The organism is Verrucomicrobiota bacterium (genome assembly GCA_038744685.1).
GTDB lineage: Bacteria > Verrucomicrobiota > Verrucomicrobiia > Opitutales > Puniceicoccaceae > Puniceicoccus.
This window is the reverse complement of record JBCDMB010000017.1, coordinates 21,737-44,293: the sequence shown is the minus strand read 5'-3', so window position 1 is coordinate 44,293 and position 22,557 is coordinate 21,737. Positions and strand designations below refer to the sequence as shown.

The window sequence follows — 22,557 nt, the reverse complement described above, 5'->3', positions numbered from 1 at the left end:
AAGGGGGGGAAGTTTGAAAAGCTAGTCGACCAACTTGCTCTTAGAAAAATGATCATCTATGAACGTTTGCCATTTCTCATTCCTACGGTCTAACTCGTCAGCGATCCACCGAAGGTGGTGAGACGCAAAGTGACCATTATGCGAGACGTTAGGCCACCAGTATACATATCCATCAACCTCTGTAACAAACTCTCTGCGGGTATCTAGTTTTTCGATAAGGTAAGAACCATTGGGTAAAGAGGAACCACTGGTTTGCTGGCCGGGCTTAAATCCGTAAGTGCCTCGGTGATCTGGTATGCTTTCGTCGTTCCTAGTGCTCATTACAGTGATCGCTTTACTGATTGTTATCTGCGTTCATCTTTGTCCATCCATGCAACCCCGCCTTCTCCGCGTCTTAGCGTCTTTGCGTGATTCCCTGAATTTCCGCGCCCTGATCTTTCACTTCTCCCTTCAAACTTAAAGTTGGAAGTTCGACGTTGAACGTTAAACGTTCGCCATCTCTTCCCGTTTCAAACTTCCCCCCCTCACCCTCTTGACCTGCGTAGCCTTGGCGAAGCGGGTTCAAACTTTTGACCTGCGGAGCTTCATGCGAAGCAGGTTCTACGCTCCATACCCTCTAGGCCGATGCTCCACCGCCTTCATCCCCTTACTCTGCCGCCACAGCTCCACGATCTTATCCTTCGCTTGCCGTATCCGCGCCGCTGCAAGGCTACAGGCGGCCGCTGACTCCAGCTTACCCCCTTCGGCATCGTCCTCGCCATCCTTGCGCACAGCCTCAACCGCACGGTCAATCAACGCCAGGCACGCTCCCAGCGGCCCTTCCTTGGTGTCCGCATCACTCAACGCAGCCAGCAACGTCTCATCATTCCAACGCGGGTTGATCCCCGCACCCAGCAAATGATTCTGCTGCGTCAGCAAATGGATCTGCTTCGCGGCTTTTTCCCTTTCCTCTATAGTGCGCTCAACAAACTCTTCCGCCGCCTTCCGCTCCTTGTCGCAAGCCGCATCAGCCTTAGCACAATCCCGCTCCAACCGCCGACACCGATTCACCAGCTCCTCAGCCGTCCACTCCTCATAAGGCTTCCCCTCACTCATAACTTCACTCAGTTGTTCAGTTCCCAGTTTTGAACTTCTCGGTTATTTAGTGTTCGACGTTCAAAGTTAAACGTTCGACGTTCGCCATCTCTCCCCAACTTCCAACTCTCGACCTGCGTAGCCTTGGCGAAGCAGGTTCACCCTTCCAACGACACCCCAACTCTCCCTTCCTGCGGCCGTATTTGCTGCTGCCCATACACAAACTCCAGATGGTCCCGATACTTCATCAGCATCTCATTGCGCGGGTCGCCCTCATCCACCGCGATCCCCCGCAGCACTGGATTGCTTTGCAACTGCCCGTTCAAATACTGCAACCGCATCGTCGCATTCATCCGGTCGGTAAACGTTGGCTCCTGCCCGCTCACAATATCGCCAATCGCATCCTTAGTCTCGCGCAGCTCCATCTCACTCCCCTGCTCATCGCTGCGCACCAACAGATTCGCCCACGCCGGATCGATCATCTGATAGCCCAGCTTCACCAGCGCATTGCTATCGGTGATCTGGTTGCGGTCCAGTGACGTAGCAATCTGTCTGACTGCCTCAAACTTCTTTTGCGCCTTATCCGGGTCCAGCACCGCAGGATCAAACGCCACCGCCACATCAAACTGCCCCTGAATCTCCTCCCGGCTGATCCGAAACGGCTCCCCCTCGGCCGCCGTCACCCTCGTCACCGTAGTCTCGGGCAAATACAACTGGTCGAGCTGTAACGTTCTCCGCAACAATTCTGCATACGGCGTCCCAAACTGGTCCGTCAAATGTTCCTGATTGAGCTGCACGATCATATCCGGCACCTCCGCATCCGGCTGCCCCGTAAACCGGTTGGCCTCGCGCTCAATGTCGCGTTGCAGCTTCTGGCTTACCGCCGTCAGATTTTGCGGGGGCTTCATCCATTCCGTGCTCCCCGCCTGGCTCTCGTAGAGCGGCATATCCGGCCCGATAATCAGCGGGATATTCATATCCCGCACATGCCGCCGCACCGGAGGCATGATTGAAATCGCCGCATAGTTCTGCTCGTTATCGCGCAAATTCTTCTTCTCTTGCTGGTAAGTGTGGATCCACAGCGGCAAGCCCTCACTCTCGACCAGCGGCCGCTCCTCATCCCAAATCGTGTAGTCGATCCCCGGCAGCATCGCCGTGCCCTCGTCGATCAACTCCTGCGAAGCCACCAGATACTCATCCTCTGCCGCCATCGACCCCTTCACATGCGGCGAAAGCACCGTCTCGTATATTCCCGTCACCCCCTCGTCGTCCACCGCACGGTGGCGAAACGTCATCACCTCATACAACCCCTTGCGATCATACTCATAGGCAAACGCACTCCGCCTGTGCCCATTCCACCGCGTCCGCCCATAAGCCGCACTGGCCGAGTAATTGTCCAACGAGTAGGTGGACGCCGCCCCCGCATGGTTCCACAACTCCTCGACAAAACTTGCGTCCCAGTCCTTCTCCGCCGCCCGCGCCTCTACCTCACTCCGCGACAGCCACTCCCGTGTGCCCATCCACCGCGCCGTGCCCGTATGGTCGGCCTCGGCCGGGAGAAATACATGCTCAAACGGACGGTAAGCCCGCCACTCCGGGTGGTCTGCCACCGTCCGCAGCTCCGGCACATGCGCCTCGCCCCTCTCCCGCAATGCCTTCGCATACTTGCGCGCCATCTTCTTCTGCGTGATACCCGGAAAAAGCGTCATCAACCACTCCTCCAGCCAACCATCTCCCGTATCCTCAAGCACCGCCGTTTGAAACGCCTGGGCCATCTCCTCCTCGGCTACCCGCCTTTCCTCGACATTCTCTATTTCCGCCCCAGTGCGCACCAGCAAAAGTGCCAGCACATCCTCACGGCTCACCCGCCGCCTGCACCGGGCCTCCGCCCGTGTCCAGCCCAGCCCCATGATCGACCAACCATACAGCCACGCCCAGTTTACCCACAGATTGCACTCCCTCGCCGCATTGGGGATCTGCGTCCTCATCTGCCAATCCAAAAGCAACTGCGCCTGTCGCGCCCTTTGAAAGTCAAACCCCTCCGTACCCTGGATGCTCACCATCCCGCGCCGCTTCACCGCAAGGGCCACCTTTACGCACTCGCGCACCTTCTCGGCTGCCAACCGTATCCGCGTGTCACTGCTGTTCTCCCAAGGGAAAGGCGGCTCCTCATCCCCCGGAAACGCATGCTTCAGCCCATCATCCGACTGCCCCGGCCAGATACACCACGCCGTCTCCTCAGCCAACCGGCAATTATCCGCCCAACCATCCGCATGCTGGATCGCCTGCTCCAACTCATCAATCAACGCACCCCCCAGCACCCTGCCCTTTTGGAGCACATCAATCTCCGAATGTCCGATACTCATAACCTTCCCTTACCCATGGGTTTTCCGTGCGCTGTGTAGTTACTCTTTCATGCGACAAACCCTCTACCGGGTGCAAAACAAAGCCTCCCCATCCCAAAGACTCCCACCCAAAGCAACCCCTCAGCCGCACAAACCACACGAAACCACACGAAACCACACAGTTTCACCCCGATCAGGGAGAGAAGTTTGAACCCGCTTCGCATAAAGCTACGCCGGTCAAGAGTTTGAAGGGTGAAGTTTGAAAAGCTACTCGATCAACTTGTTCTGTGAAAGAATTTCTTCGCCTATTTTGATTTCGGCACACAGTTGCGCGTATTTGGCTCGATAGTCCATTCGCGGCTCATTTTTCCACCAGTGATTTTCAGCACGGAGTTGGCGAGTGTTATCTAAAAGGTTTTCAAGAAGTCTCACGGGCACAGAACAAGTCGGAGTAGGACAACTCCGCTCGCGCTCCGTTGTCTCGGTATCATTAGTGTTTTCTTTGCTCATAGCTATTCGTTACCTCTCTGTGTTGTTTCCGCACCTATCCTCATTGTTATCTGCATTTATCCATGTCCATCCATGCAAAACAGCCATCTCCGCGTCTTGGCGTCTCTGCGTGATTCTTGCCATCTCTTCATCCTTCAAACTCTTGACCTGCGTAGCCTTGGCGAAGCGGGTTCCCACTCTTGACCTGCGTAGCTTTATGCGAAGCAGGTTCTACCTCCCCAACCCCAACTCCCGCTCGATCTCTTCGGGCACATACTTCGCCTGCTTACACTCCCCTACAAAATGCTTTTTGATCGTCTCCGCTTCGACCATCTTCCGCACCTCATCCACCGAAATCCCCCACTCCTCCAGCCAATTCACCATCACCCCCCACCGCACATAATAAGGCGCAGGCAACTTCGGTTTACTACGAATTTCACTCATATCGCTTCACTCCTATTCTTTGTGTTCTTCATGTCCTTCGTGGTTAAAAATTCCGAGTCACTTAACGTTCAAAGTTAAACGTTCAACGTTCAACGTTCAAAGTTCGCCATCTCTCCCCATCTCCCGCGTCTCTGCGTCTCTGCGTGACCCATTTCCCATCTCCCCATCAGTGTTCATCTGTGTCCATCAGTGGTTAAACTTTCCCATTCGACTGGCCTTCGACGGCCCTGCCTCATCCGCTCGCCGCATCCCGCCACCTGCGCCCGCGCGCATCCCATAGCCCCGTCCACTGTATCCCCCTTGCCGTCCATCATTCGGCACATAGCACGGATCATCCATCAGCAGATACCGCAGCGTATCGATCGGATCTTTCGTCGCCTCCTTGTCGCCGCCCATACTCGTATACACCTTAAGCGCAAACAGCAGATTCTGGCAGTCCTCGCAAATGAACAACTTCGGCCCCAACTGCACCGCCCGCAGCGGATCCTCCTCCGTCAAAAACTCATCCTTCCAGCCCAGCCCATCATTGATCAAGTCCAGCCCCTCATCGACCCCCTTCCCGCTCGCCTGTTCAAAAAACAACCCAATATCGGCCATCTCCTCAAGTAGAGTAGTATTTTCGGAATACGCCTTATAGTTGCGGATCGCCACCGGCCGCGAATCGATCTTCCTCTGGTAGATCCGCTCGCGCGTTCCGTTGCTCTCGCGCCAATCCTCCACCGGCTTTCCACTGCGCACATCCTCCCAACCCTCAAGCCGGGCAATCTCGTTTTTGTATTCTCCCAGCGTCAGACCAAACCCCTTCTGCCCCGGCCCCGGCACCCCGCCAAACTTGTGCGTTTTGCTCGACCCCGTCTCCGCCCACGCCCCAGGAAACCCAATCCCCGGCACCGGGATCCGCGCACAAGGCCACTCGCGGTAAACCCACCGCCGCTCCTCCGCATCCACCCGACACCAAAGCATAAACCAATTCCGACCCCGCCCACACGGATCCACATACTGATAATTAGTCCCCACCTCCGGCAACCTAAACACCCCTCTCCCTCCTAATCCTAATCCTAATCCTAATCATAATCGTAATCACCATCCGAAAGAATCCATTAACGTTCGACGTTCGACGTTCGACGTTTAAAGTTCAACGTTCGCCATCTCTTCATTCTTCCCCAATCCGCGTTCATCCATCCCCATCCATGCAAAACCGCCATCTCCAAAATCCGCGTCCATCCGTGTAATCCGTGGTTAAACATTCTCTCCTATCACCGATTCAAACACATGCACCCTCTCATCCAACCGCGGAAAAAGGTTCATTTCCTGCTTCTTCGCATACCCCCGTATACGGATCGCCCGCGTCGCATCCGAGTCACCCGACAACAAATCCACCAGATTTTGGTAACTGTTCCGGGTAGGGTAGGGATTGTATATCGTAGGAAAATAAACCACAGCCTTACGCGGCTTTGCCGGTTCTCCCTCCGGTGCGCCAATCTCAACCAACGGAAGCATTCTCGGCTCCCGCAACTCAATCGCCATCTCTTCCAACACCACCGTAGCCCCATCGCGAAACCAAGCCACCACATCCGAATAGCCATGCTTAGGAGTAAATCCCAGCACCCCCGCAGCCTGTCTCCGATTCAAGCGTAAGCGCAGAGTCTTCAACAAAGGCAACGGAATCAACTCATCCGCTGCAAAACCGATAGCCCTTCGCTCCAGCTTATCGCCCAGCTCTCCCCCCTCAAACGAATCCTCTTTCTGCTCATAGTTGCGGTGCCAAATTAGCCCCCCTTTTGGCCCCGTAGCTTTCCCATCAGGAAACCCCGTTTGCTTTTTATAACTCACATACCCCACCTGCCCCTTGCCCGTGGTTCTCCAGTTCTCCGGCAGGTATTTCCAAGTCCGCGTCTGGTGATAGGTAATACTCATTGGGTTCGTCTCATGCAGCACCCACCCCTCATACTCCTCAAACTTGTCTGCGTGCTGCACCACCCGCTTCAACATCCACTCCGTCTTTCCTCCCGCATTCCCTCCAACCACCATCACCAACTGGTAAGGCCCCTCATCAATCGCCCTCTCCAAACTTTCCGACTCGAGCCAACGCCCCAGCCCATCGTAAACCTCCGGCCGCCAAGCCAAAGCCCGTATCTCCGCAATCTTCCGGCGAAACGTCGCCTTATCGATAAACCCCGCCAGCACATCCGCCAGCAACCAAGTCGGCAGCTCAAATCCGTAGTTCAGCGGATCGGTCAACTCCGCATGGATCGCCGCATTCCGCTGCGCCACATACTCCGCCAGCTTCTTCTCTCCATGCTGCGCCAAAATCCCCGCCGCCATCTCCTGATTAAACGGCAACACCGGATGCTCCGGCATCAAAGGCTTCTCAATCAAAGTCTGCGTCATCCGCAACCTCCGGTTGCAATCTCAAATCTCAAATCCAAAATTTCAAATTCCATCTCACCCCCCGGAGCATCGGCAGGTTTACCCGCCGAAGCCTTGTGCGAAGGCTGGGTCAAGCCGATGATCCCCCGCCTACGCGCCGCATAAAACGCGCTCCAAGTCCTAAGCCCAGGCACCACTCGACCAAACACCGAAACCGCAATCCGGTTGGCCCGATCCCCCTGCCGAATCACATACTCCACCGAGGCAAAGTCAGGCCTAGTGACACGCTCCACCATCAGCAACTCACCCAGCATCGGCGGATAGTCAGGCGTAGGCCCAGCCATCCTCTTCTTAGCCTGAACTTCCTGCGACCGTTTCCCCATCCGCGAACACTGGGCACGCAACGCCTCCCTCTTCCTCTGTCGATATCTTTGCAAAGTTAGGATATCAACTTGTTCTCGGAAAGAAATCCATTTAGCTTTTTCAGGAGCCTCTCCGATGCAGTGGCCTCTTTGCCTGTGTTTAGATCGCAGTAAAGGTCAGCCCATATCGCCACACACATCCTAAGAGTCTTTCGACTTTCCTTACAGTCGATGCCTTCAGCTATGTCGTTGCTCACCTTGTAAGCTATCTCCTTTTGTTTTTCAGTCCAGCGGTCAGCCATCCGAGAACCATACGGTTCGATCAATTCGTTTCCTCGTTCCTCGTCACTCATCATAGACCTTTCCGTTCTGCGAAGAAATTCGTTGATCGAAGTATTTGTAGCGACGCGGTTTTACATAGACTACGCCACGACCACCGCACACTGAGCACCACATGCCCTGCGTGTCTTCTCCGTGGCATTCCGGGCAAATGTAGGCTACAGAACCAGGCAGTTGAGAGGAACGAGCTACCCTTCCGGCCTCATAACCTGTATCGTCTCCCGGTTTCTCAATAGCAGGATTACCATGCTTGGTCACTTTCATTGCTCGTCCCTCACTTCGGCGTTATCTAAATGAAGAGGTCTGCGGTATATCATGTGTCCCATCGGTTTTGGGTCGCTCGCTGGTGTTCCAACCCTGCAAGTGCTTACCTCGTCCCAATCCCCATCGCCCTCATGCCCATCTCCCTCCGGCGAGAGTTGTTGGTCGTATGAGCGAATGATTTCACCCTTCTCTAGTTGTCTGTAGTTTTCCCAATCAGTTTTCATATTAGTTATTTCGTCGTGTTAAGAAATTAGAACGCCTTCGGCGCGAGTGCGCTCAGCGTTATACAAATGAAGGTTCGAGCCAGCGGATCGGCTTGCCAGTCTCTTCGGCGTAGGCGACTTCGGACTTCGTAGAGTTTCCGATATAGCCCCCTACGTTCAGAACATAGACCTCATCGGCTAGATCGATCTTGCGCTTGTGTAGTTCATCGAGCGCGACCTTTTCGGCGCTGTCATGTCCAACACCCTCGCCATGCATTTCATCTGTTGCGTGAGGGTAAAAGCCAATCGACAGGTATATATGCCCCTTCATGGTTTCTAGGTATTCAGCTTCTTGATACTCTTTGTAGAAGCGAGAGCTGCCACAGAGGCAGACGATCTTAGGTTTGTCTTGTATGTTCATAATTTTGAAAGTTCGTATGTATAACCAGTCCGACGAGGGAACGGCTAATCGCCGCCCCTCTCGTCAGTGTTCAATCCGGGTCCATCTGTGTAATCTGCGGTCAAAAACCTCCGCGCCACCTCCCACGCACCGTTCACCCCCTGAACTGCCGTATGAGGCAACGGCTCGGTTTCGTAGCCTAAAATCGAATACCGTTCATCCGTAGTAAATCGAGCCGGGCGGTTGCCCCGCCGCACCAACTCTGCCCGCACCAAATCGTGCAGATCAATCGGCTCCTGATCCAACACCCGATCTGTCAACCCGGAAGCGTTCTTCAAAAACCCCATATCAAACCGTGGATTCCGCCCCACAAGCGTCCACCGCCCACCAGGATTCAGCTGCATCAAGAACAACAACAACCGCACCACCGCCTCGTTTTGTGGCATCAAGCGTTCATTCCAGGAGCAGGAGTTCCCCTGTGTTACGCCAACTGGCCAAAGGCGTCCGTTGATCCCAAGTGCCTCCAGCTCCACGGATTCCGGTGGATGAAACGGCGCACAATCCAGCTCAAACACCTCACCAGAATCCGTTTTCGCAGCCATCTCAACGATCCCGTGCCTCTGCCAGTCCAACCCAGTCGTCTCCAGATCAATCACCACCCATCTCACCGGAAACACCTCTATCTCTGTGTCTTTATTTGTATCCATAATTCGATTTCAAAAGTTCAACGTTGGACGTTCGAAGTTCAAAGTTCGCCATCTTTTTCACCCTCTTGACCTGCGTAGCTCATGCAAAGCAGGTTCAAAAAACCTTCACCTCATCCCTGCGGAAATCCACCCACGCCTGCTGGCCACTCTTCCCCTCGACCAACACCCGGAACTGACTCTTCCCCCGCTTCATCCCCAAATACTCACCGCCCACCAGCTTGCCTCTCCTCTTCTTCCCCTCCCTCACAAACGTACACGAGTGCCCCACCCAGCCCAGCAAAGCCGCCTCCATCCGCTGCGTCAGCTCCGGCTCGGCAAATCTCGTTTGGTTCTCCATCTTCCCGTCCCATCACTTAAAATTCAAAGTTCGACGTTCGATGTTCAAAGTTCGCCATCTTTCCTTTCCCCCGCGTCTCTGCGTCTTTGCGTGATCCATTTCCCATATATCCTTTATCTTCACAATCGTCCCCTTAAGCGTCCGTTCCCCGCGCGCAAACGAGCACTTGTGGCCAATCCAGGATAACCGCACCGCATCCATCCGCCGCTCCAACTCCTCAGGAGAAAACCGAACACAATCCTCCGTCCTCATCGCTGCCGCCTTTCATTCAACTCGGCGAACGCCCTTACATTTAAGCTTTAAACGCCAACACATATCCTTGGCCGCCTTACGAAGACCAATTTCGATAGCGCTAACCTCGTCATCTGCGAAAACCGTTACAGTCCCACTGTAAAACCCGACATGGTTTGGTCCTGTGGACCAGTCTATTTCATACCTATTCATTGCCTTTTTCTCTTAATCCTAATCTTAATCGTAATCATAATCTGCCTTCACACTCTTGACCTGCGTAGCTCATGCAAAGCAGGTTCAAAACTCCTCCGCCTCCTCCAGCTCCTTATCATGCGGCTTGCGCCCCCGCATCTCCGGCTTCGGCAACCCCCAGAAAAGAGTATAACGCGGCTGGAACGTCACCCACGTCCACCCCAACGCACGCCCACGCCCCTTCACCCGCTTGATCTTCTGCTGGAACGTCAACCTCGGCTCACCATTGTCCTTCACATCCTTCTGCGCATTCCCATTGGCATCCTCCTCCGGCCGCCACATCATAAACGACACATCCGCCGCATAGGAAATCGCCCGGCTCCCGCGAAAATCATTCTCACTCGGCCCAAACTTGGCATCGTAAGTATTGTTGATCGCGCTGATCAAAATCAACGGGCACCCACACTCCTTGGCCAATGCCTTCAACTCCTGGCAATTCTGGTGCAAAGTCTCATCCGTGCGCACCCCCGCCTTTGGGGCTGTCATCTCCTGTAAATAATCGACAACAATCAAATCCACCCGGCCCGTCCGCGCCTCAAACTGCTTCACCCGCGCCGCAATCTGCGCACTCGACCGCGACACCTCATCCATCAACAACTCCTCATCATCGATCCACCGCCGCCACTGCGTCATCAACTCCCGCGCCCGCTCAATCTTTTCCTCGCCCCTCTTGCCCAGCCGCGTCGCCTCCGCATCCACCTCCAGATTGATCTGCGCCTGTTGCGAGACTGCCTGCTCTGGCCAAAGCTCCTGTGAAGTCTCCAGTAGAAACGTTGCCACCCGTTTCCCCTTCCTGCGGTTATTCCAAACAACCTGCCGCGCCAACGCTGATTTCCCCTTGCCACTATCGGCCCCCAGCAAAATCAGGAACTCCCCCTTCGCCGGATTGATCGCTCCAAACGTGTCATCCAACGGCGGTATCCCCCACACCACCTCACGGCTCCGGTCAATCTCCTCCTCGCGCCCATCCAGCCACGCATTGAAGTTTTTTTCCACCCGCGCCGCCATCTCACTTGGCGACTCGTGACGCTCCTCCAGCGACAAACCATTCAACTCCGTCAGAAACTCCGTCATCCGCCCCTGCACCTCGCGGAAATCCGCCGCTGGCTCCTGCACCACCTCCAGCAACGCCCTCACCGCCCGCTGCGCCTGACGCATCTTCCACAAATCCACCAACTGCTTCAACCAACTCTCCGCAAACGACGTACTACTGACCGACTCCGACACCTCATTGATCGCCGACCGGCCGCCCGTTTCCTCCAGCAGCCCCCGCCCATGCAACTCATTCTCCACCGCGATCTCATCCACATCGATCCCCCGCTCGTGAACCCCCACAACCCCCGTCCAAATATTCCGGTGCGCCGGGCGGAAAAACGCCTCCTCCCTAACCCCCGCAGCCACGCAATCCCCAAAAAAAGCCACCCCAGAATCCTCCCGCATCAGCGAGGCCAACACCGCCCGCTCCACATCAATAGAATGCGGCGTCCTCACCCCCGCCTCTTCAAAATCCGCGCTCACCCGTGTATCCATAATCCCATTTCAAAGTTCAGCGTTGGACGTTAAAAGTTCGACGTTCGCCTCTTCATCCCGTTCCAAATCCGTGCTCATCCGTGTAATCCGTGGTTAAAAATTCCCGACAAACTTCATCACAAAAACAACTGCCCCCAACACCCCGACCAGCATCACAAGCCCAATTCCCACCCAAAACAGCCACTCACCCAGCCGCCCCAGTGCCATCCACAAAAACGCCAACACAACCCGGACAGCCAACCCCGACCGACGTCGCGGAAAAACGTAAACACCTCCTAGAAGATCACTCACCACTATCTTCCCTCTGTGTCTTCGGGTGACCCACCACTCCGACCACCGCGTCATCGATCAGTTTAAGCAAATCAACCGGCTTCGATTTCTCGAAATCAACATCCTTGTGGTCCTCCCAACGACCAACGATTCTGCGAATGAGCATTATCTCCTCACTCTGCGAACCTAAGCCCTGCACGTCGTGAGCTTGTCGAACGGTTGATGGTAAACTTCTCCCTTCAACCTTCTCCCTCGCATCCCTCACCTGCTCCAACGCCGCATCCCACTCACCGCGCTCCATCAACTCATCGACCCCCGCAGCCTCGAGCAGCAGCGTAAACAACCGCGCCACCTCCACCTGTTGATCCCGCAACCGCTCCGCAGTCCGCCGAGCATCATTGCGCTGCACCTCCACCTGCGCCGCAAACTCCGCATCCACCATCTCATGCAGCACCCCATTGCCCCCCTTAGGCACCAACTCCACGCGCCCCCGAGTCTCCGCCGCCATCTGTATCACCTTACTCATTGCCTCTGTTCCTTTCTTCGTAGTTGCGAGGGATCATTTTGCGGTCATGCACAAAATGTTTGATTCACCATCACAAGTGATTGTCGGTTGCTGCCACCACGGAGTCTCTGGCCATCGCTCAATGATTATTGGCGGAGCGGCGGGAACAGGATACGGCTGCGGAACAGGAAACGGGATTGTCTCCACTTTCTGCGACGGGAAAAGGTTCTCCAGAACACTCTTCAGTTCCTTGGCATGTTCCATGGTCAGTTCAACTTCCTGACCAGCTAGGGTCAGCTTGATTTTTTCTATCTCCATCTCTTTCATAATTCTAAATTCCCAACGAATCCGTGTCCATCCGTGCAATCCGTGGTTCGCCTCATACAGCATTCACCACCCCCGGCACCTCCTCGGCATCCTCCGCCTCTCCATCCCCCAACTCTTCCAACCAACCCCGGCACTTCACCGGATAAGCCGACCAATCCCCAAGCAAAGTTGCCAAATCCCTTTTCCGGTAATCCTTGTCGTCCGGTCCCTTGGCAGCGGTCGCCGCATATTTTTCAACCACCTCGAGATCCTCTCGATCCAGATTCCCGAGATTCATCAACAACTTCAACTCCCTCCAAGACCACCTCTTCCCCGCCGAGCGGTTTTTCACCGCTCCGCTCAGCCGCATCATCACCGGCGTGCTCTCCCCATCGATGATCGCCTTCAACTCATCCCGGTTCGCCCGATTCAACTGAGCCCGAGTAGGAAACCCCGCCCGCCCAAAAATATTTTTTTCAAAATTCTGCGCTTCGCTTGATTCCTCAAGAGCAAGATTTTTCTCCGCCCCCTCAGAGGAGGGGGTAGGGGGAGTACTGTACTCTTCTCTTCTCTTCTCTGGTATACGCGTTTGTAACGCTTCGGGCGTTACATTATCATTACCAAAGCGTTTCTTTTCACGTAAATCGGCAACCCGCCGATTCGCTAAAGCCCTCTTCTTAGCCGTTTTACCGTTGTGACGGTCAAAGTTCGGGAAAATCAGATTACCATCGTCCCCATGCAGCCAACCGACCTCGCGCATCGCTTCGGCAAAACCCTGGCAAAACACGATACGATTAAGAAACGCAGATGTAACGCTCACAGCGTTACCATCAACCGAGTTGTTATCGGCCCAAATCCAGATCCGCACCAACTTGCCGACAACCGCATCCTGATCCAAATCCAGCCTCGCCGCCATCTGCACAACCTCGGGTTTATCGGGCGTAGTCATTTCCACCTTGATCCAATCTCCAGCCATAGAATTATTTGTCCTAAGCAGTTGTGATTAGAGGATTTTCAGCCGCCTCTTTCATTGCCTTTAAAAACGCCTCCGGTCTTTTTACGTCCGTACCAAGCACAACAAAGTCACCCGCGCCTCTCCAAACCCCCACCTGCCAAAACTGTGAACTAGCTAGCTTGTGCGAGGTATGTTTCTTGATCGTCTCGACTCTAGCAAATGCCCGCTCTCCCAGTAGAATCTTTGCCAAAGAAAAGAAAGCACTATCGGCATCTGCCCTCGCTGCCTTCATGAGTCTCCGCCTCTCATCTGCGGCAAGAACCTTGATGTTTTTGTTTTCGGGATCCCTCCGGTTGGCTGCCTCGACCATTGGCCTGCGGGCCTCTTTATTCAGACTTTTAAGTTCGGCCATAAACCCCTCATCGCCGACATCCGTTCCCAGCGGCAGTGCTTTTATCCGAAAAGCAGTTTCCTGAATAATCTGATCAATGGATTTGCTCATCTCTGATCCTTGCTTGGTTTCACTCGTCTCCGCTTGCGCCCCTGGTATTCGAGCTGAACAATCACGAGAAGCTCACTTGCGTCCTTACCCTCAAGCATTCTCTCTAAAGCCTCTGTTTCGGTTTCATTCATTTCTTCCCTAGCGGTTTCAATTTCATGCGGGTGAAGTCTGCTTGCTGGTATCTTCTCTCTCAGAACTTCCCTCACGCGGCCATATGGTGTTTCGTCGCTCATAGCACCGCTGTCCTCCGCAAAGGCCCCATATAAGCAAACCCCTCTTGCCCGGCCACCAATGCGGATTCTCGCCACTCCCACAGCGGCCCAAACTCTTCCTGCCACCCCTGGGCCACCCTCCATCCAAAGACACAAGTCCTGCCCGCACAATACGCCCGCAACTCCTCATCCCACTCCAGCACCGTCCCACGGGCCAAACCGCCCACCTCGCAGCGCACAACCACCTCACGCGGCATATTCTCCGGCACGCGTAACAACTCCTCAACCACCTCACGCAACGCCCTCACAATCCGGCCCTCCGTCCTGGCACATCAACGCACACCGGCGCGGCCAAATTTTTTGTTACCTGTTCTGGTCCTCCCTCCAATCGATCCAAAGGAGACCGCAGGAACAGCACCGGACATCCAAACCCCGCAAGCCCCTCCTCGCGCCGCACAGCCGCCAAATGATCCCCCATAAAGTCTAAAGCCAACCGCGTCAGCTCCGGCCGCTCCTCCGGGCAATTCACCGCCTCAACCACCCCCGTCTCCGGGTCCGAATAGATTTCCATAATCATCTTACCACCTTCCCCTGTATCGAGGGCAACGCCCCTCCAGATACCAAACCGACCCCTCCATCGGCGGCCGCGCCCTCACCGTCATCCCCGCCGTGAAATTCGCATTCGACTGCACCCTTACCAGCGTGCACGCCTCCTCACCCTCCAGCCTCACCTCGATCAACTTAGGATTCCGCAACGCCCGCACGAAACTCCCCTCTCGAGACTTCGGCGGCGTCCACCGCCTGCCGTTTCCTCCACTCTCCGCGCCGCGCGCAGAATTTTTTTCAGAATCAGAACCCCTCTCTTCTTCCGGCTCCTCTATCTCCAGCTCACCGAAAACCGCCTTGCGCCCCTGCACCGTCAAATAGATCCGCCCCGACGGCCCGTAGCCAAACCCCTCGCCCTCTTTCAACTTCAGGTTCCGCCGCGCCCGCGCCAGAATATTCCGTTGCAGACCCAACCGATCCGCCAAATCCTTCTCATACCAAATGTTGGTTCCCTTACTCATCCCCTTTTAGCCATAAAATTTCCATGGAAACTACCCATCGATAGAATGGGGCGCAGATGAATCGGCCGACCCCCCCCGCCCCCCTTCGGCGGAAACTACAGCCGGGGCATCATCACCACCCGTCACTTCCGCTTCTCCCTGCTTATCAATCAAGTGTTTATCGTAATTTGACTTTTGATTATCAACGCTTTGCAAAACCTTATCCGCTTCCTTATCCGCTTCGGATGCCATCTCCGACCGCACAGCCGCCGCGACAAACCCAGGCCCAACCGCCAATCCAGCCGTCAACGAACCGCTCTTTTGCTCCCCGTTTTTCTCTGTCAAAACGGGTTTACCTGCACTCGCAGCCAGCTCTCTAAACATCTCGCCAACCTGTAGCAAGTTGGGGCTTGTATGCCCTTGGATCTCGGTGGGTTCCCCGTCCAACACCTGACCTTTGTCAATCGTGATGCCCGCAACCATCGCCGCGCTCTTCGCGTCGTTCCAAGTTTTGACCGAATGGGACTCAACGAAATCGTGGATCTTTTCCAACGCCCTTCGGCCAGTTGCATGGGCCAAACGCGCCGTTGTCTTTTTACCGACTGCGACAACTTCCGGGAGTTTGATCGATACCGCATTAACGGTGTAGAAATGCATCCCCAATTCTTGCGCAGTCTCTTCGGGTGAGTAGCCAGCTCGAAGCAATGCCACTACCGCCCGGTAAACTTGCGGCCGTTCGGTTTCCAGGCGTCCCGCTGTGTATCGAGAAGACTCTTGGCTCTCGTGCCGCTCTATGACCTCAAGCGGCAGACCACTGGAATCGTCCAGAGTCATCATCGCTTGCTGTTCTTCTAGTGCCATTTTTAAAAATTTAATGCGCGGCGCCTAAACGGTGTCGGTCGCAAAAATCCTGATACGCTGAGATCGGAACCTCTATTGATCCATTAGGCAGGCGAGCCCACTCCCTGAACTGACGTTGTTCGGCCCACCGAGAAACCGTTTTGACGGTCACCGAATGTATCGCAGCAATCTGCTTTGCATGAAGCCGAGGCTCCACAATCGCCTTGCGGCAGCGAACTGGACGACTACTTACCATATTCAAAAAATAGCGTGCTCCATCTACTCACCACGACTGGTGTCCGCAGGCTCGGGTGTTTGGGTGGGGGATTCGTCTTCGGGGATCGTGATCTCTAAATCCCTGATCTTGTCATGCCAGATTTGAGCGGCCCTTCGCTCTCCTGATGACCTTGCGTGACGACGACTAAACTTCGCTTGGCACATCAACGATTTCCTAATGTCTTCTAGCTCGGTATTATCCATTTGGGGAATTATTTCCCATAAAGGATATTCAATTATTCTTGCCGTCAACGAAAATATTATCCAAAAAGGAAAATTATTATGCACCGGACGATTACTGTTCTTCGCCAAGCGGCCTCTCAAAAAGACTGGACGATGTCAGATCTCGCTCGAGCAGCAGGAATGTATCCTGCGCAACTAAGCAAAGTTGCTCGCGGGCGAGCCCTTTCTCCTGAGATGCTTCAACGAGTGCTGAGGCTGTGGCCTCAGTCTATCCAAACGGAAATCGCAATGGCTTGGATCACCGATTTACTTGAAGAAGCTGGAGTTGATCCGACGACAATTGCAATTCGGCCGGCCGAGACTGTAGTAAGTGGATTAGGAGACGACCTTACAGTCATCAACGAAATGATGACCGAAGAGCCTGATCTTTCGGCGATGATTCGCCGAATGGCCGACATGGCTCGAGAATCCCGTGGAAGGACTTGGGACCGCCCGCTGCAAGCCGCTGAAGATCCGATACCCTACCCTGCAAAGCCAAAAAAAAACACAGGTCAAACGCAAAACCAAGGACGACCCCCGACAAGTTCTGATCCAATTCCCGGACCAGACCAAACGGCCTAATTGCCCGATCTCACGGGATTACCAACCGTGTCCGTTTGGTCTTTTGGGTAAGTGGTGTTATCAACCGTAAGACTACTTTACTTACCTTTTAAAGTTTTTTCATGAAAAAACTTTACTTTGCCGGAACGCAGGGTTAACCATAACGTACAATCAATTACTGATTGACCGACCGGGCGGCACCCGGACCACCAGAAATGCAAGGAAAACCAATGACGAGAGGATTATACTACACTAGAAACGCAGCAGAACGGAAAAGACTTCGTGAGGCACTAATCGACCAGGAAACCAAAAAGCCAGGAGGAAGGAAGGTATGCGCCAAAGCTGTTCCAGTAGTTGGCGTTTTTCGCTCTCACCCGAGAGATAAAACCAAAGTAATTTTGACAATATGGACTGGCACGGCCGCTAAGCCTCATTCATATTACGAATTCCAAAATTCCGAACGCGCTTGGAAGTATTTTCAAACGGTTGTTGAGCGGCAAACTGAAATTGAGAAAAACCGCAAACCTCGAAAAGCCGCGAAGGCTTCTGATCATTGGAGCGTCGGTGATGTGGCGTACACCTCTTGGGGCTACGATCAAACCAACGTTGAGTTTTACCAAATTGTCGAACTTAAACCAAAATCTGTTGTAGTTCGACAGGTAAAAGAAAACTCCAGTGATCACGGCCAGCCAGGAGGAGGGAAAACAGCCCCGAGGAGGTTTGAGTTTATCGGCCCGAAGTTCCTCTGTCCACTTGCGCCCGATGGTAGTTTCAAGGCTGGTCCATGCTACAATCGAGACAAGCCGAGATGGAGGCATCATTGTTCAAAGTGGTGTGGCGGTTCCGCATACACTTCCAGCACCCACTGACTATTTTACACACAGGGAGGAAAGGATTGATTCCTTTCCTCCCTTTTTATTAGCTTCTAACCATGTCACCTCCAGCCCACAAAGGAAACGACTACGCCACAAAAAGCGACGAGGAAAAACGGACCTCTAAGATTGAGATCCCGGTGACACCTCGCGAAAAAGCGCAAGTAGTCCGCGCCGCCAAAGCCGCAGGCGGGCTGAAACTGGCTGCCTACGTTCGCCAGTGCTTAAAACTTCAAACCGAGGATTAAAAAAACGGGCGATTTTTATCGCGATGCGTTTCGATAGGGCGCACCAGCAATCGGCCTTCGCAATACGGGCGATTTACAACCCTTCTACCCCGAACTGCGCCGCATTGTGCTTTTTAGGTAGGTAGTACTTTCGCGCCGTCTCTTCTCGATCCCGCAAGAAAGCCGCTGCAGCCGAAAGGCTACCACTCGCCTTCCACACGTCCCAACCGGCCATCTTACGCAGCTCATGCAACCTCATTCTGCGGCCAGATAGGAAGGGTGCAAGCCATAGACCCACTTTCGTGCGACAAGTAATCCAGCGCGGGTGTTCTTCGCCAGGCAAAACAAACTCTTGCGAACCCAACGCCTCAAACCACCAACGCACCCGGTTTGGATTTAAAGGCACAATCCCGTTCTTTTTTCCCCGCTTCGTTCGAAACTTTTCATCCACCCGAGACCGCACATCGATTGATCGGAGGTCCTCAGCAAACCAGTCCACCCGCGCCGCATAAATCTCTTTCCGGGTGAGAGCCGCAAAACGAGCCATCTCACAGGCCACGGCGATCTCTGCCGGTGGCACCTCCTCCGCCCAATCCACCGGCACCCTGTACTCAATACCCCGAGCACGATGAATGGATGCCTGACAAAGCACTTGGATTTTCAAGTCATCTTCAGAGGGGATCGGCTCAAATCCATCTTCTTCGGCCGGTAGCTTCCGCATCGTCAAAAACCGCTGTAACGAATCCGGGATCACCATTCCCTCATCCTTGTATACCTGCAACGCATGCCGTCCAAAGATCGCCCGCATATTCTGCGTCTCGCTGTTCAGGGAAGCATTCAACGACTCATCCACATCTTCGGGATCCCCGTAAACAAGCCCCCGCGCCGCATACCTGCCTTTCCACCAGCGCAGCATAAAATCATCTGAAATCCGGGACAGGTTCACATCCCGCCAATCTTCTTTCTCGACCAACTGCACCGCCCGTCGAAGCGAGCCAATGTAATCCGTTACCGTATGCTCAGACGCTTCTGAAATATCCGTGCGTCGCTCCACATACAAATCGACAATCTTACCCAACTTCGGACTCGTCGCCCGCTGGAGAGGCACCCGTTCACTGCCCCCAGTCAAACCCCTCGCCTCTTGCCAAAAAGCCCAAGCCTTCGCTCGCGCCTCAACCACCGTAGTTTCCCCCGTAGATCGCCTAAATTCTTTCTTCCGGCCATTGCGAGTCACAAAAAAACGACAGTAAATCACATCTTTTCGTTTACCGCCGGATCGAAAAAGATTCCCTTTCGTCGCACCAGAGCGTGGTGTCAGGGAAAAATCCGATGGATGCCTAATCATATATTCCTCCTTTTTATCCGCTTTTCTATACGCCTATTTTCTAGCAAACAGACCAAAAACATCCGCTTTTGTCAAGTGTCTAAAGTTGCCAAATTTTGGCACCACCCAAAAATAAAAGCCGTAAACCACTGTTATTTAGTGATTTACGGCCTTAAAATTGGCGGAGGAGGAGGGATTCGAACCCCCGAAACCGTTTCCGGTTTACCTGATTTCGAGTCAGGCCCATTCGACCACTCTGGCACTCCTCCAGCAAGTCTTCGGTATCGAATCTCCCGGCTACTCCCCGAGTCAAGGGCAGAGTCGTAGTCTCAAATCTGAAATCTGCGATCTCAAATCGTGAAATCCGCTTCTGCGGATTTCACTTCTGCCCCTGTCCCATCTGGAACGCAGGCTTTCCGTCGAAGTAGTATAAACCCTCTGTCTTGATGAACTCGAGACCGGACTTGTTGACGCGGTCTAAAAGCGCAATCACTTCCGAATGAGGAAGTGGTCCACCATTTTCTGGGTCTTCGATGAGAAAGCGGCAACGCCAGTGATCGCAGAGAAGAGTCGTGGAGAAACCATCCGGCCATACCGACATTCCCCGACTCGAGATCATACGAAGCTTCAAATCCTCGCCGTTACACTTTTGGAGGAGCGCTGCAATCTCATCGGTTGTGCCTTTGAACTCGCAGAAAACGTCTACTCCGACGAGTTCACGCACAACAACTGGACGATCATACGGGGGGTTAGTTTCAAAGCTGGCTGCACCCTTGTTGTAAGAGACAGCGGGGAGGGTTTCAGGTTCCTGTCCGACCCGTTCCGCGACCGCCTGAGCGAATTCCTTCGTGCCTACCTTTTCAGTGCTTACGCCTTCCTTGAAAATATCGTAGGTATGGATCCCCTCTTCGATGGTCTTCAACCAAGCGTTGTGTGCACGCTCCGCCGCTTCAATCTGACCGATATGGATCAACATGAGGATCGAACCGAGGAAAAGGCCTGAAGGGTTCGCTAGGTTCTGTCCTGCGCGCCGGGGAGCCGAACCGTGAATGGCCTCAAACATCGCGTGCTCTGGCCCAATGTTCGAGGAACCGGCAAGACCAACCGAACCAGCAATCTGTGCCGCTACGTCGCTTAGGATATCCCCATAAAGATTGGGCATCACGACCACGTCAAAATTCTCGGGTGTGTCAGCAAGTTTTGCCGCACCGATATCGACAATCCAGTGCTCGTTCTCAATGTCCGGGTACTCAGGAGCAATCTCCTCGAAGACCTTGTGAAAGAGGCCGTCCGTGATCTTCATGATGTTGTCCTTGGTGAAGCAGGTGACCTTCTTACGGTTGTTTGCCTTCGCATATTCAAACGCGTAACGAACGATCCGCTCTGTTCCCTGACGCGTAATCAGCTTCAAGCATTGGGTGACATCAACAGTTTGTTGGTGCTCAATCCCGGCATAAAGGTCTTCCTCATTTTCCCGAACAATCACCACGTCCATCTTGGGATGTTTGGTGTCTACAAATGGATGGTAGGAAACGCAGGGACGGACATTTGCATAAAGACCGAGAGCCTTCCGCGTGGTAACGTTCAAGCTCTTGTAGCCACCTCCCTGAGGGGTGGTAATCGGAGCTTTGAGAAAAACCTTCGTTTGTAGAATAGAATCGAACGAACCGGGTGCAATTCCTGCCGTGTTACCCGCGAGATACTCCTTCTCTCCAATCGAAATTTCTTCAATGTCCAGACTCGCGCCCGCCTCCTGAATGATGTGGAGGGTAGCGTCCATGATTTCGGGACCGATTCCGTCGCCTTTGGCGACCGTGATGCTCGTAGATTCGCTCATTTTCGTAGGTTTTCGTAGTTGAAGTGAAAGAAAAAAGGCAAGCCGATGATCATTGTCAGCAATCCTAGTCTTGTAAAGACCGGAAAGGGGAAGAATTGCGACCACAGGATCTCCCCGCGGGAATATGAGCGCTCAAACCGGGTTCCTATCCTGTATCTCTACCCGACTACTCCCTTGAGTTTTGAACGCGAAATCCCTATCCAGACTCTTTTTCCTCCGTACTAATTCGATAAACCCTGAAATGAGCCTAACACCCGAAGAAATTCAAAAAGAAGTCGAGGAGACTGCGACCTGGGTCCCCACTCTGCGCGATAAAATTCGCGAGGTAATCGTCGGCCAGGAATACATGATTGACCGCCTGATCGTTGGCCTTCTCGCCAATGGACACGTCCTCCTTGAGGGAGTTCCCGGACTCGCAAAGACCCTCTCGGTGCGAACTTTGGCCACAGCAATTAGGGCAGACTTTTCCCGCATCCAATTCACCCCGGACCTTCTCCCAGCGGACGTGATCGGAACACTGATCTACAACCCACAGACCAGCGAATTTCAGACGAGAAAGGGCCCGATTTTTGCCAACGTTGTCCTTGCCGATGAGATCAATCGAGCACCCGCAAAAGTGCAGAGCGCTCTCTTGGAAGCGATGCAGGAAAGACAGGTGACTTTGGGCGACGAAACTCATCACCTCCCCGCTCCCTTTTTGGTGCTGGCTACTGAGAACCCGATTGACCAGGAAGGGACCTACCCTCTCCCCGAAGCACAGGTCGACCGTTTTATGCTCAAGCTCAAGGTCGACTACCCGGAGAAGAAAGAGGAGCTGCGGATCCTTCAGGAGATGGCGACGACTAAGCCAAATACGACCGTGGATCCAGTAATTGGCCTTGAAGAGATTCTTCGCGCCCGGGAAACAGTCGATAAGATCTACGTCGATCCAAAGCTACAGCAATACGTCGTCGATCTCGTTTTTGCTACCAGGAAACCCAGTGAATACGGACTCGATATGGATCACTTCATTCAGTTCGGTGGGAGTCCAAGGGCCACGATTTCACTCGTGCTTGCTGCGAAAGCTTGGGCGTTTCTCCAAGGGCGCGGCTATGTCACTCCCCATGATATTAAGACAATCGGCATGGACGTTCTGCGGCATCGGATCATCCCTTCCTACGAAGCAGAAGCGGAGGGCTACTCCAGCGAGCCAATCATCTCCCGCGTTTTCGACACGATTGCTGTCCCCTAGAGCACTTTTCAGTTCGCTTGCTAT

The 22,557-nt window shown here is 54.0% G+C and carries 29 protein-coding genes and 1 tRNA gene; 3 read left to right on the top strand and 27 right to left on the bottom strand.

Features of this window, described 5'->3' with window-relative positions; all coding sequences use genetic code 11:
- Positions 1-21 precede the first annotated feature (21 nt).
- The 24 genes from AAGJ81_10685 to AAGJ81_10570 all read right to left on the bottom strand — a co-directional run bounded on the left by AAGJ81_10685 (position 22) and on the right by AAGJ81_10570 (position 16,004).
- Positions 22-321: a hypothetical protein gene (locus AAGJ81_10685; GenBank protein MEM0966602.1), complete on the bottom strand. Its 300-nt coding sequence runs from the start codon at positions 319-321 to the stop codon at positions 22-24.
- A 279-nt stretch (positions 322-600) separates the two neighbouring features.
- Positions 601-1,095, bottom strand: coding sequence for a hypothetical protein (locus AAGJ81_10680; protein ID MEM0966601.1), 495 nt, complete (start codon positions 1,093-1,095; stop codon positions 601-603).
- 137 nt (positions 1,096-1,232) lie between these two features.
- Complete coding sequence (locus tag AAGJ81_10675) at positions 1,233-3,440, bottom strand: hypothetical protein (GenBank protein ID MEM0966600.1); 2,208 nt, start codon at positions 3,438-3,440, stop codon at positions 1,233-1,235.
- Between the two features lie 699 nt (positions 3,441-4,139).
- Complete coding sequence (locus AAGJ81_10670; protein ID MEM0966599.1) at positions 4,140-4,352, bottom strand: hypothetical protein; 213 nt, start codon at positions 4,350-4,352, stop codon at positions 4,140-4,142.
- A gap of 186 nt (positions 4,353-4,538) precedes the next feature.
- A complete protein-coding gene (locus AAGJ81_10665; GenBank protein ID MEM0966598.1) occupies positions 4,539-5,369 on the bottom strand; it encodes a hypothetical protein in 831 nt (276 codons plus the stop codon).
- Positions 5,370-5,591: 222 nt separating this feature from the next.
- Positions 5,592-6,743: a hypothetical protein gene (locus AAGJ81_10660; GenBank protein ID MEM0966597.1), complete on the bottom strand. Its 1,152-nt coding sequence runs from the start codon at positions 6,741-6,743 to the stop codon at positions 5,592-5,594.
- Positions 6,740-7,105 (bottom strand): hypothetical protein, encoded by a 366-nt coding sequence (locus AAGJ81_10655; protein MEM0966596.1) that lies wholly within the window; start codon positions 7,103-7,105, stop codon positions 6,740-6,742. The genes AAGJ81_10660 and AAGJ81_10655 overlap by 4 nt, the downstream gene beginning before the upstream one ends.
- A gap of 56 nt (positions 7,106-7,161) precedes the next feature.
- Positions 7,162-7,386 carry a hypothetical protein gene (locus tag AAGJ81_10650; GenBank protein ID MEM0966595.1) on the bottom strand — a complete coding sequence of 75 codons (225 nt, stop codon included), beginning with the start codon at positions 7,384-7,386 and terminating at the stop codon, positions 7,162-7,164.
- Between the two features lie 43 nt (positions 7,387-7,429).
- Entirely contained in the window at positions 7,430-7,687 is a 258-nt protein-coding gene (locus AAGJ81_10645) for a hypothetical protein (protein MEM0966594.1), read from the bottom strand.
- The gene (locus AAGJ81_10640; protein MEM0966593.1) at positions 7,684-7,911 is read right to left on the bottom strand and encodes a hypothetical protein; all 228 of its coding nucleotides are present in this window, start codon (positions 7,909-7,911) and stop codon (positions 7,684-7,686) included. Before AAGJ81_10640 ends, AAGJ81_10645 begins: the two co-directional genes overlap by 4 nt.
- Before the next feature lie 58 nt (positions 7,912-7,969).
- Positions 7,970-8,311 carry a hypothetical protein gene (locus tag AAGJ81_10635; protein MEM0966592.1) on the bottom strand — a complete coding sequence of 114 codons (342 nt, stop codon included), beginning with the start codon at positions 8,309-8,311 and terminating at the stop codon, positions 7,970-7,972.
- 44 nt (positions 8,312-8,355) lie between these two features.
- Positions 8,356-8,997, bottom strand: coding sequence for a hypothetical protein (locus AAGJ81_10630; GenBank protein MEM0966591.1), 642 nt, complete (start codon positions 8,995-8,997; stop codon positions 8,356-8,358).
- Positions 8,998-9,091: 94 nt separating this feature from the next.
- On the bottom strand, positions 9,092-9,334 hold the full coding sequence (locus AAGJ81_10625; GenBank protein ID MEM0966590.1) for a hypothetical protein: 243 nt from the start codon (positions 9,332-9,334) through the stop codon (positions 9,092-9,094).
- A gap of 528 nt (positions 9,335-9,862) precedes the next feature.
- The gene (locus AAGJ81_10620; protein ID MEM0966589.1) at positions 9,863-11,347 is read right to left on the bottom strand and encodes a DnaB-like helicase C-terminal domain-containing protein; all 1,485 of its coding nucleotides are present in this window, start codon (positions 11,345-11,347) and stop codon (positions 9,863-9,865) included.
- Between the two features lie 93 nt (positions 11,348-11,440).
- Entirely contained in the window at positions 11,441-11,638 is a 198-nt protein-coding gene (locus AAGJ81_10615) for a hypothetical protein (GenBank protein ID MEM0966588.1), read from the bottom strand.
- Positions 11,631-12,143, bottom strand: a complete 513-nt coding sequence (locus AAGJ81_10610) for a hypothetical protein (GenBank protein ID MEM0966587.1) — start codon at positions 12,141-12,143, stop codon at positions 11,631-11,633. The genes AAGJ81_10615 and AAGJ81_10610 overlap by 8 nt, the downstream gene beginning before the upstream one ends.
- A 33-nt stretch (positions 12,144-12,176) precedes the next feature.
- Positions 12,177-12,440 (bottom strand): hypothetical protein, encoded by a 264-nt coding sequence (locus AAGJ81_10605; protein ID MEM0966586.1) that lies wholly within the window; start codon positions 12,438-12,440, stop codon positions 12,177-12,179.
- Positions 12,441-12,501: 61 nt separating this feature from the next.
- Positions 12,502-13,404, bottom strand: a complete 903-nt coding sequence (locus tag AAGJ81_10600) for a hypothetical protein (protein ID MEM0966585.1) — start codon at positions 13,402-13,404, stop codon at positions 12,502-12,504.
- A 13-nt stretch (positions 13,405-13,417) separates the two neighbouring features.
- Positions 13,418-13,885 carry a hypothetical protein gene (locus tag AAGJ81_10595; GenBank protein MEM0966584.1) on the bottom strand — a complete coding sequence of 156 codons (468 nt, stop codon included), beginning with the start codon at positions 13,883-13,885 and terminating at the stop codon, positions 13,418-13,420.
- Entirely contained in the window at positions 13,882-14,016 is a 135-nt protein-coding gene (locus AAGJ81_10590) for a hypothetical protein (protein ID MEM0966583.1), read from the bottom strand. The genes AAGJ81_10595 and AAGJ81_10590 overlap by 4 nt, the downstream gene beginning before the upstream one ends.
- 98 nt (positions 14,017-14,114) lie before the next feature.
- A complete protein-coding gene (locus AAGJ81_10585) occupies positions 14,115-14,405 on the bottom strand; it encodes a hypothetical protein (GenBank protein ID MEM0966582.1) in 291 nt (96 codons plus the stop codon).
- On the bottom strand, positions 14,402-14,668 hold the full coding sequence (locus tag AAGJ81_10580; protein MEM0966581.1) for a hypothetical protein: 267 nt from the start codon (positions 14,666-14,668) through the stop codon (positions 14,402-14,404). The genes AAGJ81_10585 and AAGJ81_10580 overlap by 4 nt, the downstream gene beginning before the upstream one ends.
- Positions 14,669-14,675: 7 nt before the next feature.
- The gene (locus tag AAGJ81_10575; GenBank protein ID MEM0966580.1) at positions 14,676-15,164 is read right to left on the bottom strand and encodes a hypothetical protein; all 489 of its coding nucleotides are present in this window, start codon (positions 15,162-15,164) and stop codon (positions 14,676-14,678) included.
- 30 nt (positions 15,165-15,194) lie between these two features.
- Complete coding sequence (locus AAGJ81_10570) at positions 15,195-16,004, bottom strand: hypothetical protein (GenBank protein ID MEM0966579.1); 810 nt, start codon at positions 16,002-16,004, stop codon at positions 15,195-15,197.
- A 537-nt stretch (positions 16,005-16,541) separates the two neighbouring features.
- Between AAGJ81_10570 and AAGJ81_10565 the strand changes: the two genes are divergently transcribed.
- Together AAGJ81_10565 and AAGJ81_10560 are read left to right on the top strand one after the other, a co-directional pair.
- On the top strand, positions 16,542-17,063 hold the full coding sequence (locus tag AAGJ81_10565) for a helix-turn-helix transcriptional regulator (GenBank protein ID MEM0966578.1): 522 nt from the start codon (positions 16,542-16,544) through the stop codon (positions 17,061-17,063).
- A gap of 910 nt (positions 17,064-17,973) precedes the next feature.
- On the top strand, positions 17,974-18,162 hold the full coding sequence (locus tag AAGJ81_10560; protein MEM0966577.1) for a hypothetical protein: 189 nt from the start codon (positions 17,974-17,976) through the stop codon (positions 18,160-18,162).
- Positions 18,163-18,235: 73 nt separating this feature from the next.
- Here AAGJ81_10560 and AAGJ81_10555 read toward each other — a convergent pair whose 3' ends face one another.
- The 3 genes from AAGJ81_10555 to AAGJ81_10545 form a co-directional block, all read right to left on the bottom strand.
- On the bottom strand, positions 18,236-19,486 hold the full coding sequence (locus AAGJ81_10555; protein ID MEM0966576.1) for a hypothetical protein: 1,251 nt from the start codon (positions 19,484-19,486) through the stop codon (positions 18,236-18,238).
- A 158-nt stretch (positions 19,487-19,644) separates the two neighbouring features.
- Positions 19,645-19,734, bottom strand: a tRNA-Ser gene (locus AAGJ81_10550).
- 110 nt (positions 19,735-19,844) lie between these two features.
- Positions 19,845-21,302 (bottom strand): NADP-dependent isocitrate dehydrogenase, encoded by a 1,458-nt coding sequence (locus AAGJ81_10545; protein MEM0966575.1) that lies wholly within the window; start codon positions 21,300-21,302, stop codon positions 19,845-19,847.
- A gap of 241 nt (positions 21,303-21,543) precedes the next feature.
- On the opposite strand from AAGJ81_10545, the gene AAGJ81_10540 reads away from it, so the two are divergent.
- The gene (locus AAGJ81_10540) at positions 21,544-22,533 is read left to right on the top strand and encodes an AAA family ATPase (GenBank protein MEM0966574.1); all 990 of its coding nucleotides are present in this window, start codon (positions 21,544-21,546) and stop codon (positions 22,531-22,533) included.
- Positions 22,534-22,557 lie beyond the last annotated feature (24 nt).

Bases quoted from the DNA above. Each gene is read 5' to 3' on its own strand.
- AAGJ81_10575 (MEM0966580.1), bottom strand. From the start codon at position 15,164: ATGAGTAAGGGAACCAACATTTGGTATGAGAAGGATTTGGCGGATCGG.
- AAGJ81_10635 (MEM0966592.1), bottom strand. From the start codon at position 8,311: ATGAACATACAAGACAAACCTAAGATCGTCTGCCTCTGTGGCAGCTCT.
- AAGJ81_10560 (MEM0966577.1), top strand. From the start codon at position 17,974: ATGTCACCTCCAGCCCACAAAGGAAACGACTACGCCACAAAAAGCGAC.
- AAGJ81_10540 (MEM0966574.1), top strand. From the start codon at position 21,544: ATGAGCCTAACACCCGAAGAAATTCAAAAAGAAGTCGAGGAGACTGCG.
- AAGJ81_10600 (MEM0966585.1), bottom strand. From the start codon at position 13,404: ATGGCTGGAGATTGGATCAAGGTGGAAATGACTACGCCCGATAAACCC.
- AAGJ81_10595 (MEM0966584.1), bottom strand. From the start codon at position 13,885: ATGAGCAAATCCATTGATCAGATTATTCAGGAAACTGCTTTTCGGATA.
- AAGJ81_10565 (MEM0966578.1), top strand. From the start codon at position 16,542: ATGCACCGGACGATTACTGTTCTTCGCCAAGCGGCCTCTCAAAAAGAC.
- AAGJ81_10610 (MEM0966587.1), bottom strand. From the start codon at position 12,143: ATGAGTAAGGTGATACAGATGGCGGCGGAGACTCGGGGGCGCGTGGAG.
- AAGJ81_10660 (MEM0966597.1), bottom strand. From the start codon at position 6,743: ATGACGCAGACTTTGATTGAGAAGCCTTTGATGCCGGAGCATCCGGTG.
- AAGJ81_10630 (MEM0966591.1), bottom strand. From the start codon at position 8,997: ATGGATACAAATAAAGACACAGAGATAGAGGTGTTTCCGGTGAGATGG.
- AAGJ81_10580 (MEM0966581.1), bottom strand. From the start codon at position 14,668: ATGGAAATCTATTCGGACCCGGAGACGGGGGTGGTTGAGGCGGTGAAT.
- AAGJ81_10650 (MEM0966595.1), bottom strand. From the start codon at position 7,386: ATGGCTGACCGCTGGACTGAAAAACAAAAGGAGATAGCTTACAAGGTG.
- AAGJ81_10680 (MEM0966601.1), bottom strand. From the start codon at position 1,095: ATGAGTGAGGGGAAGCCTTATGAGGAGTGGACGGCTGAGGAGCTGGTG.
- AAGJ81_10570 (MEM0966579.1), bottom strand. From the start codon at position 16,004: ATGGCACTAGAAGAACAGCAAGCGATGATGACTCTGGACGATTCCAGT.
- AAGJ81_10620 (MEM0966589.1), bottom strand. From the start codon at position 11,347: ATGGATACACGGGTGAGCGCGGATTTTGAAGAGGCGGGGGTGAGGACG.
- AAGJ81_10640 (MEM0966593.1), bottom strand. From the start codon at position 7,911: ATGAAAACTGATTGGGAAAACTACAGACAACTAGAGAAGGGTGAAATC.
- AAGJ81_10655 (MEM0966596.1), bottom strand. From the start codon at position 7,105: ATGGGGAAACGGTCGCAGGAAGTTCAGGCTAAGAAGAGGATGGCTGGG.
- AAGJ81_10605 (MEM0966586.1), bottom strand. From the start codon at position 12,440: ATGGAGATAGAAAAAATCAAGCTGACCCTAGCTGGTCAGGAAGTTGAA.
- AAGJ81_10545 (MEM0966575.1), bottom strand. From the start codon at position 21,302: ATGAGCGAATCTACGAGCATCACGGTCGCCAAAGGCGACGGAATCGGT.
- AAGJ81_10590 (MEM0966583.1), bottom strand. From the start codon at position 14,016: ATGAATGAAACCGAAACAGAGGCTTTAGAGAGAATGCTTGAGGGTAAG.
- AAGJ81_10670 (MEM0966599.1), bottom strand. From the start codon at position 4,352: ATGAGTGAAATTCGTAGTAAACCGAAGTTGCCTGCGCCTTATTATGTG.
- AAGJ81_10675 (MEM0966600.1), bottom strand. From the start codon at position 3,440: ATGAGTATCGGACATTCGGAGATTGATGTGCTCCAAAAGGGCAGGGTG.
- AAGJ81_10645 (MEM0966594.1), bottom strand. From the start codon at position 7,687: ATGAAAGTGACCAAGCATGGTAATCCTGCTATTGAGAAACCGGGAGAC.
- AAGJ81_10685 (MEM0966602.1), bottom strand. From the start codon at position 321: ATGAGCACTAGGAACGACGAAAGCATACCAGATCACCGAGGCACTTAC.
- AAGJ81_10555 (MEM0966576.1), bottom strand. From the start codon at position 19,486: ATGATTAGGCATCCATCGGATTTTTCCCTGACACCACGCTCTGGTGCG.
- AAGJ81_10625 (MEM0966590.1), bottom strand. From the start codon at position 9,334: ATGGAGAACCAAACGAGATTTGCCGAGCCGGAGCTGACGCAGCGGATG.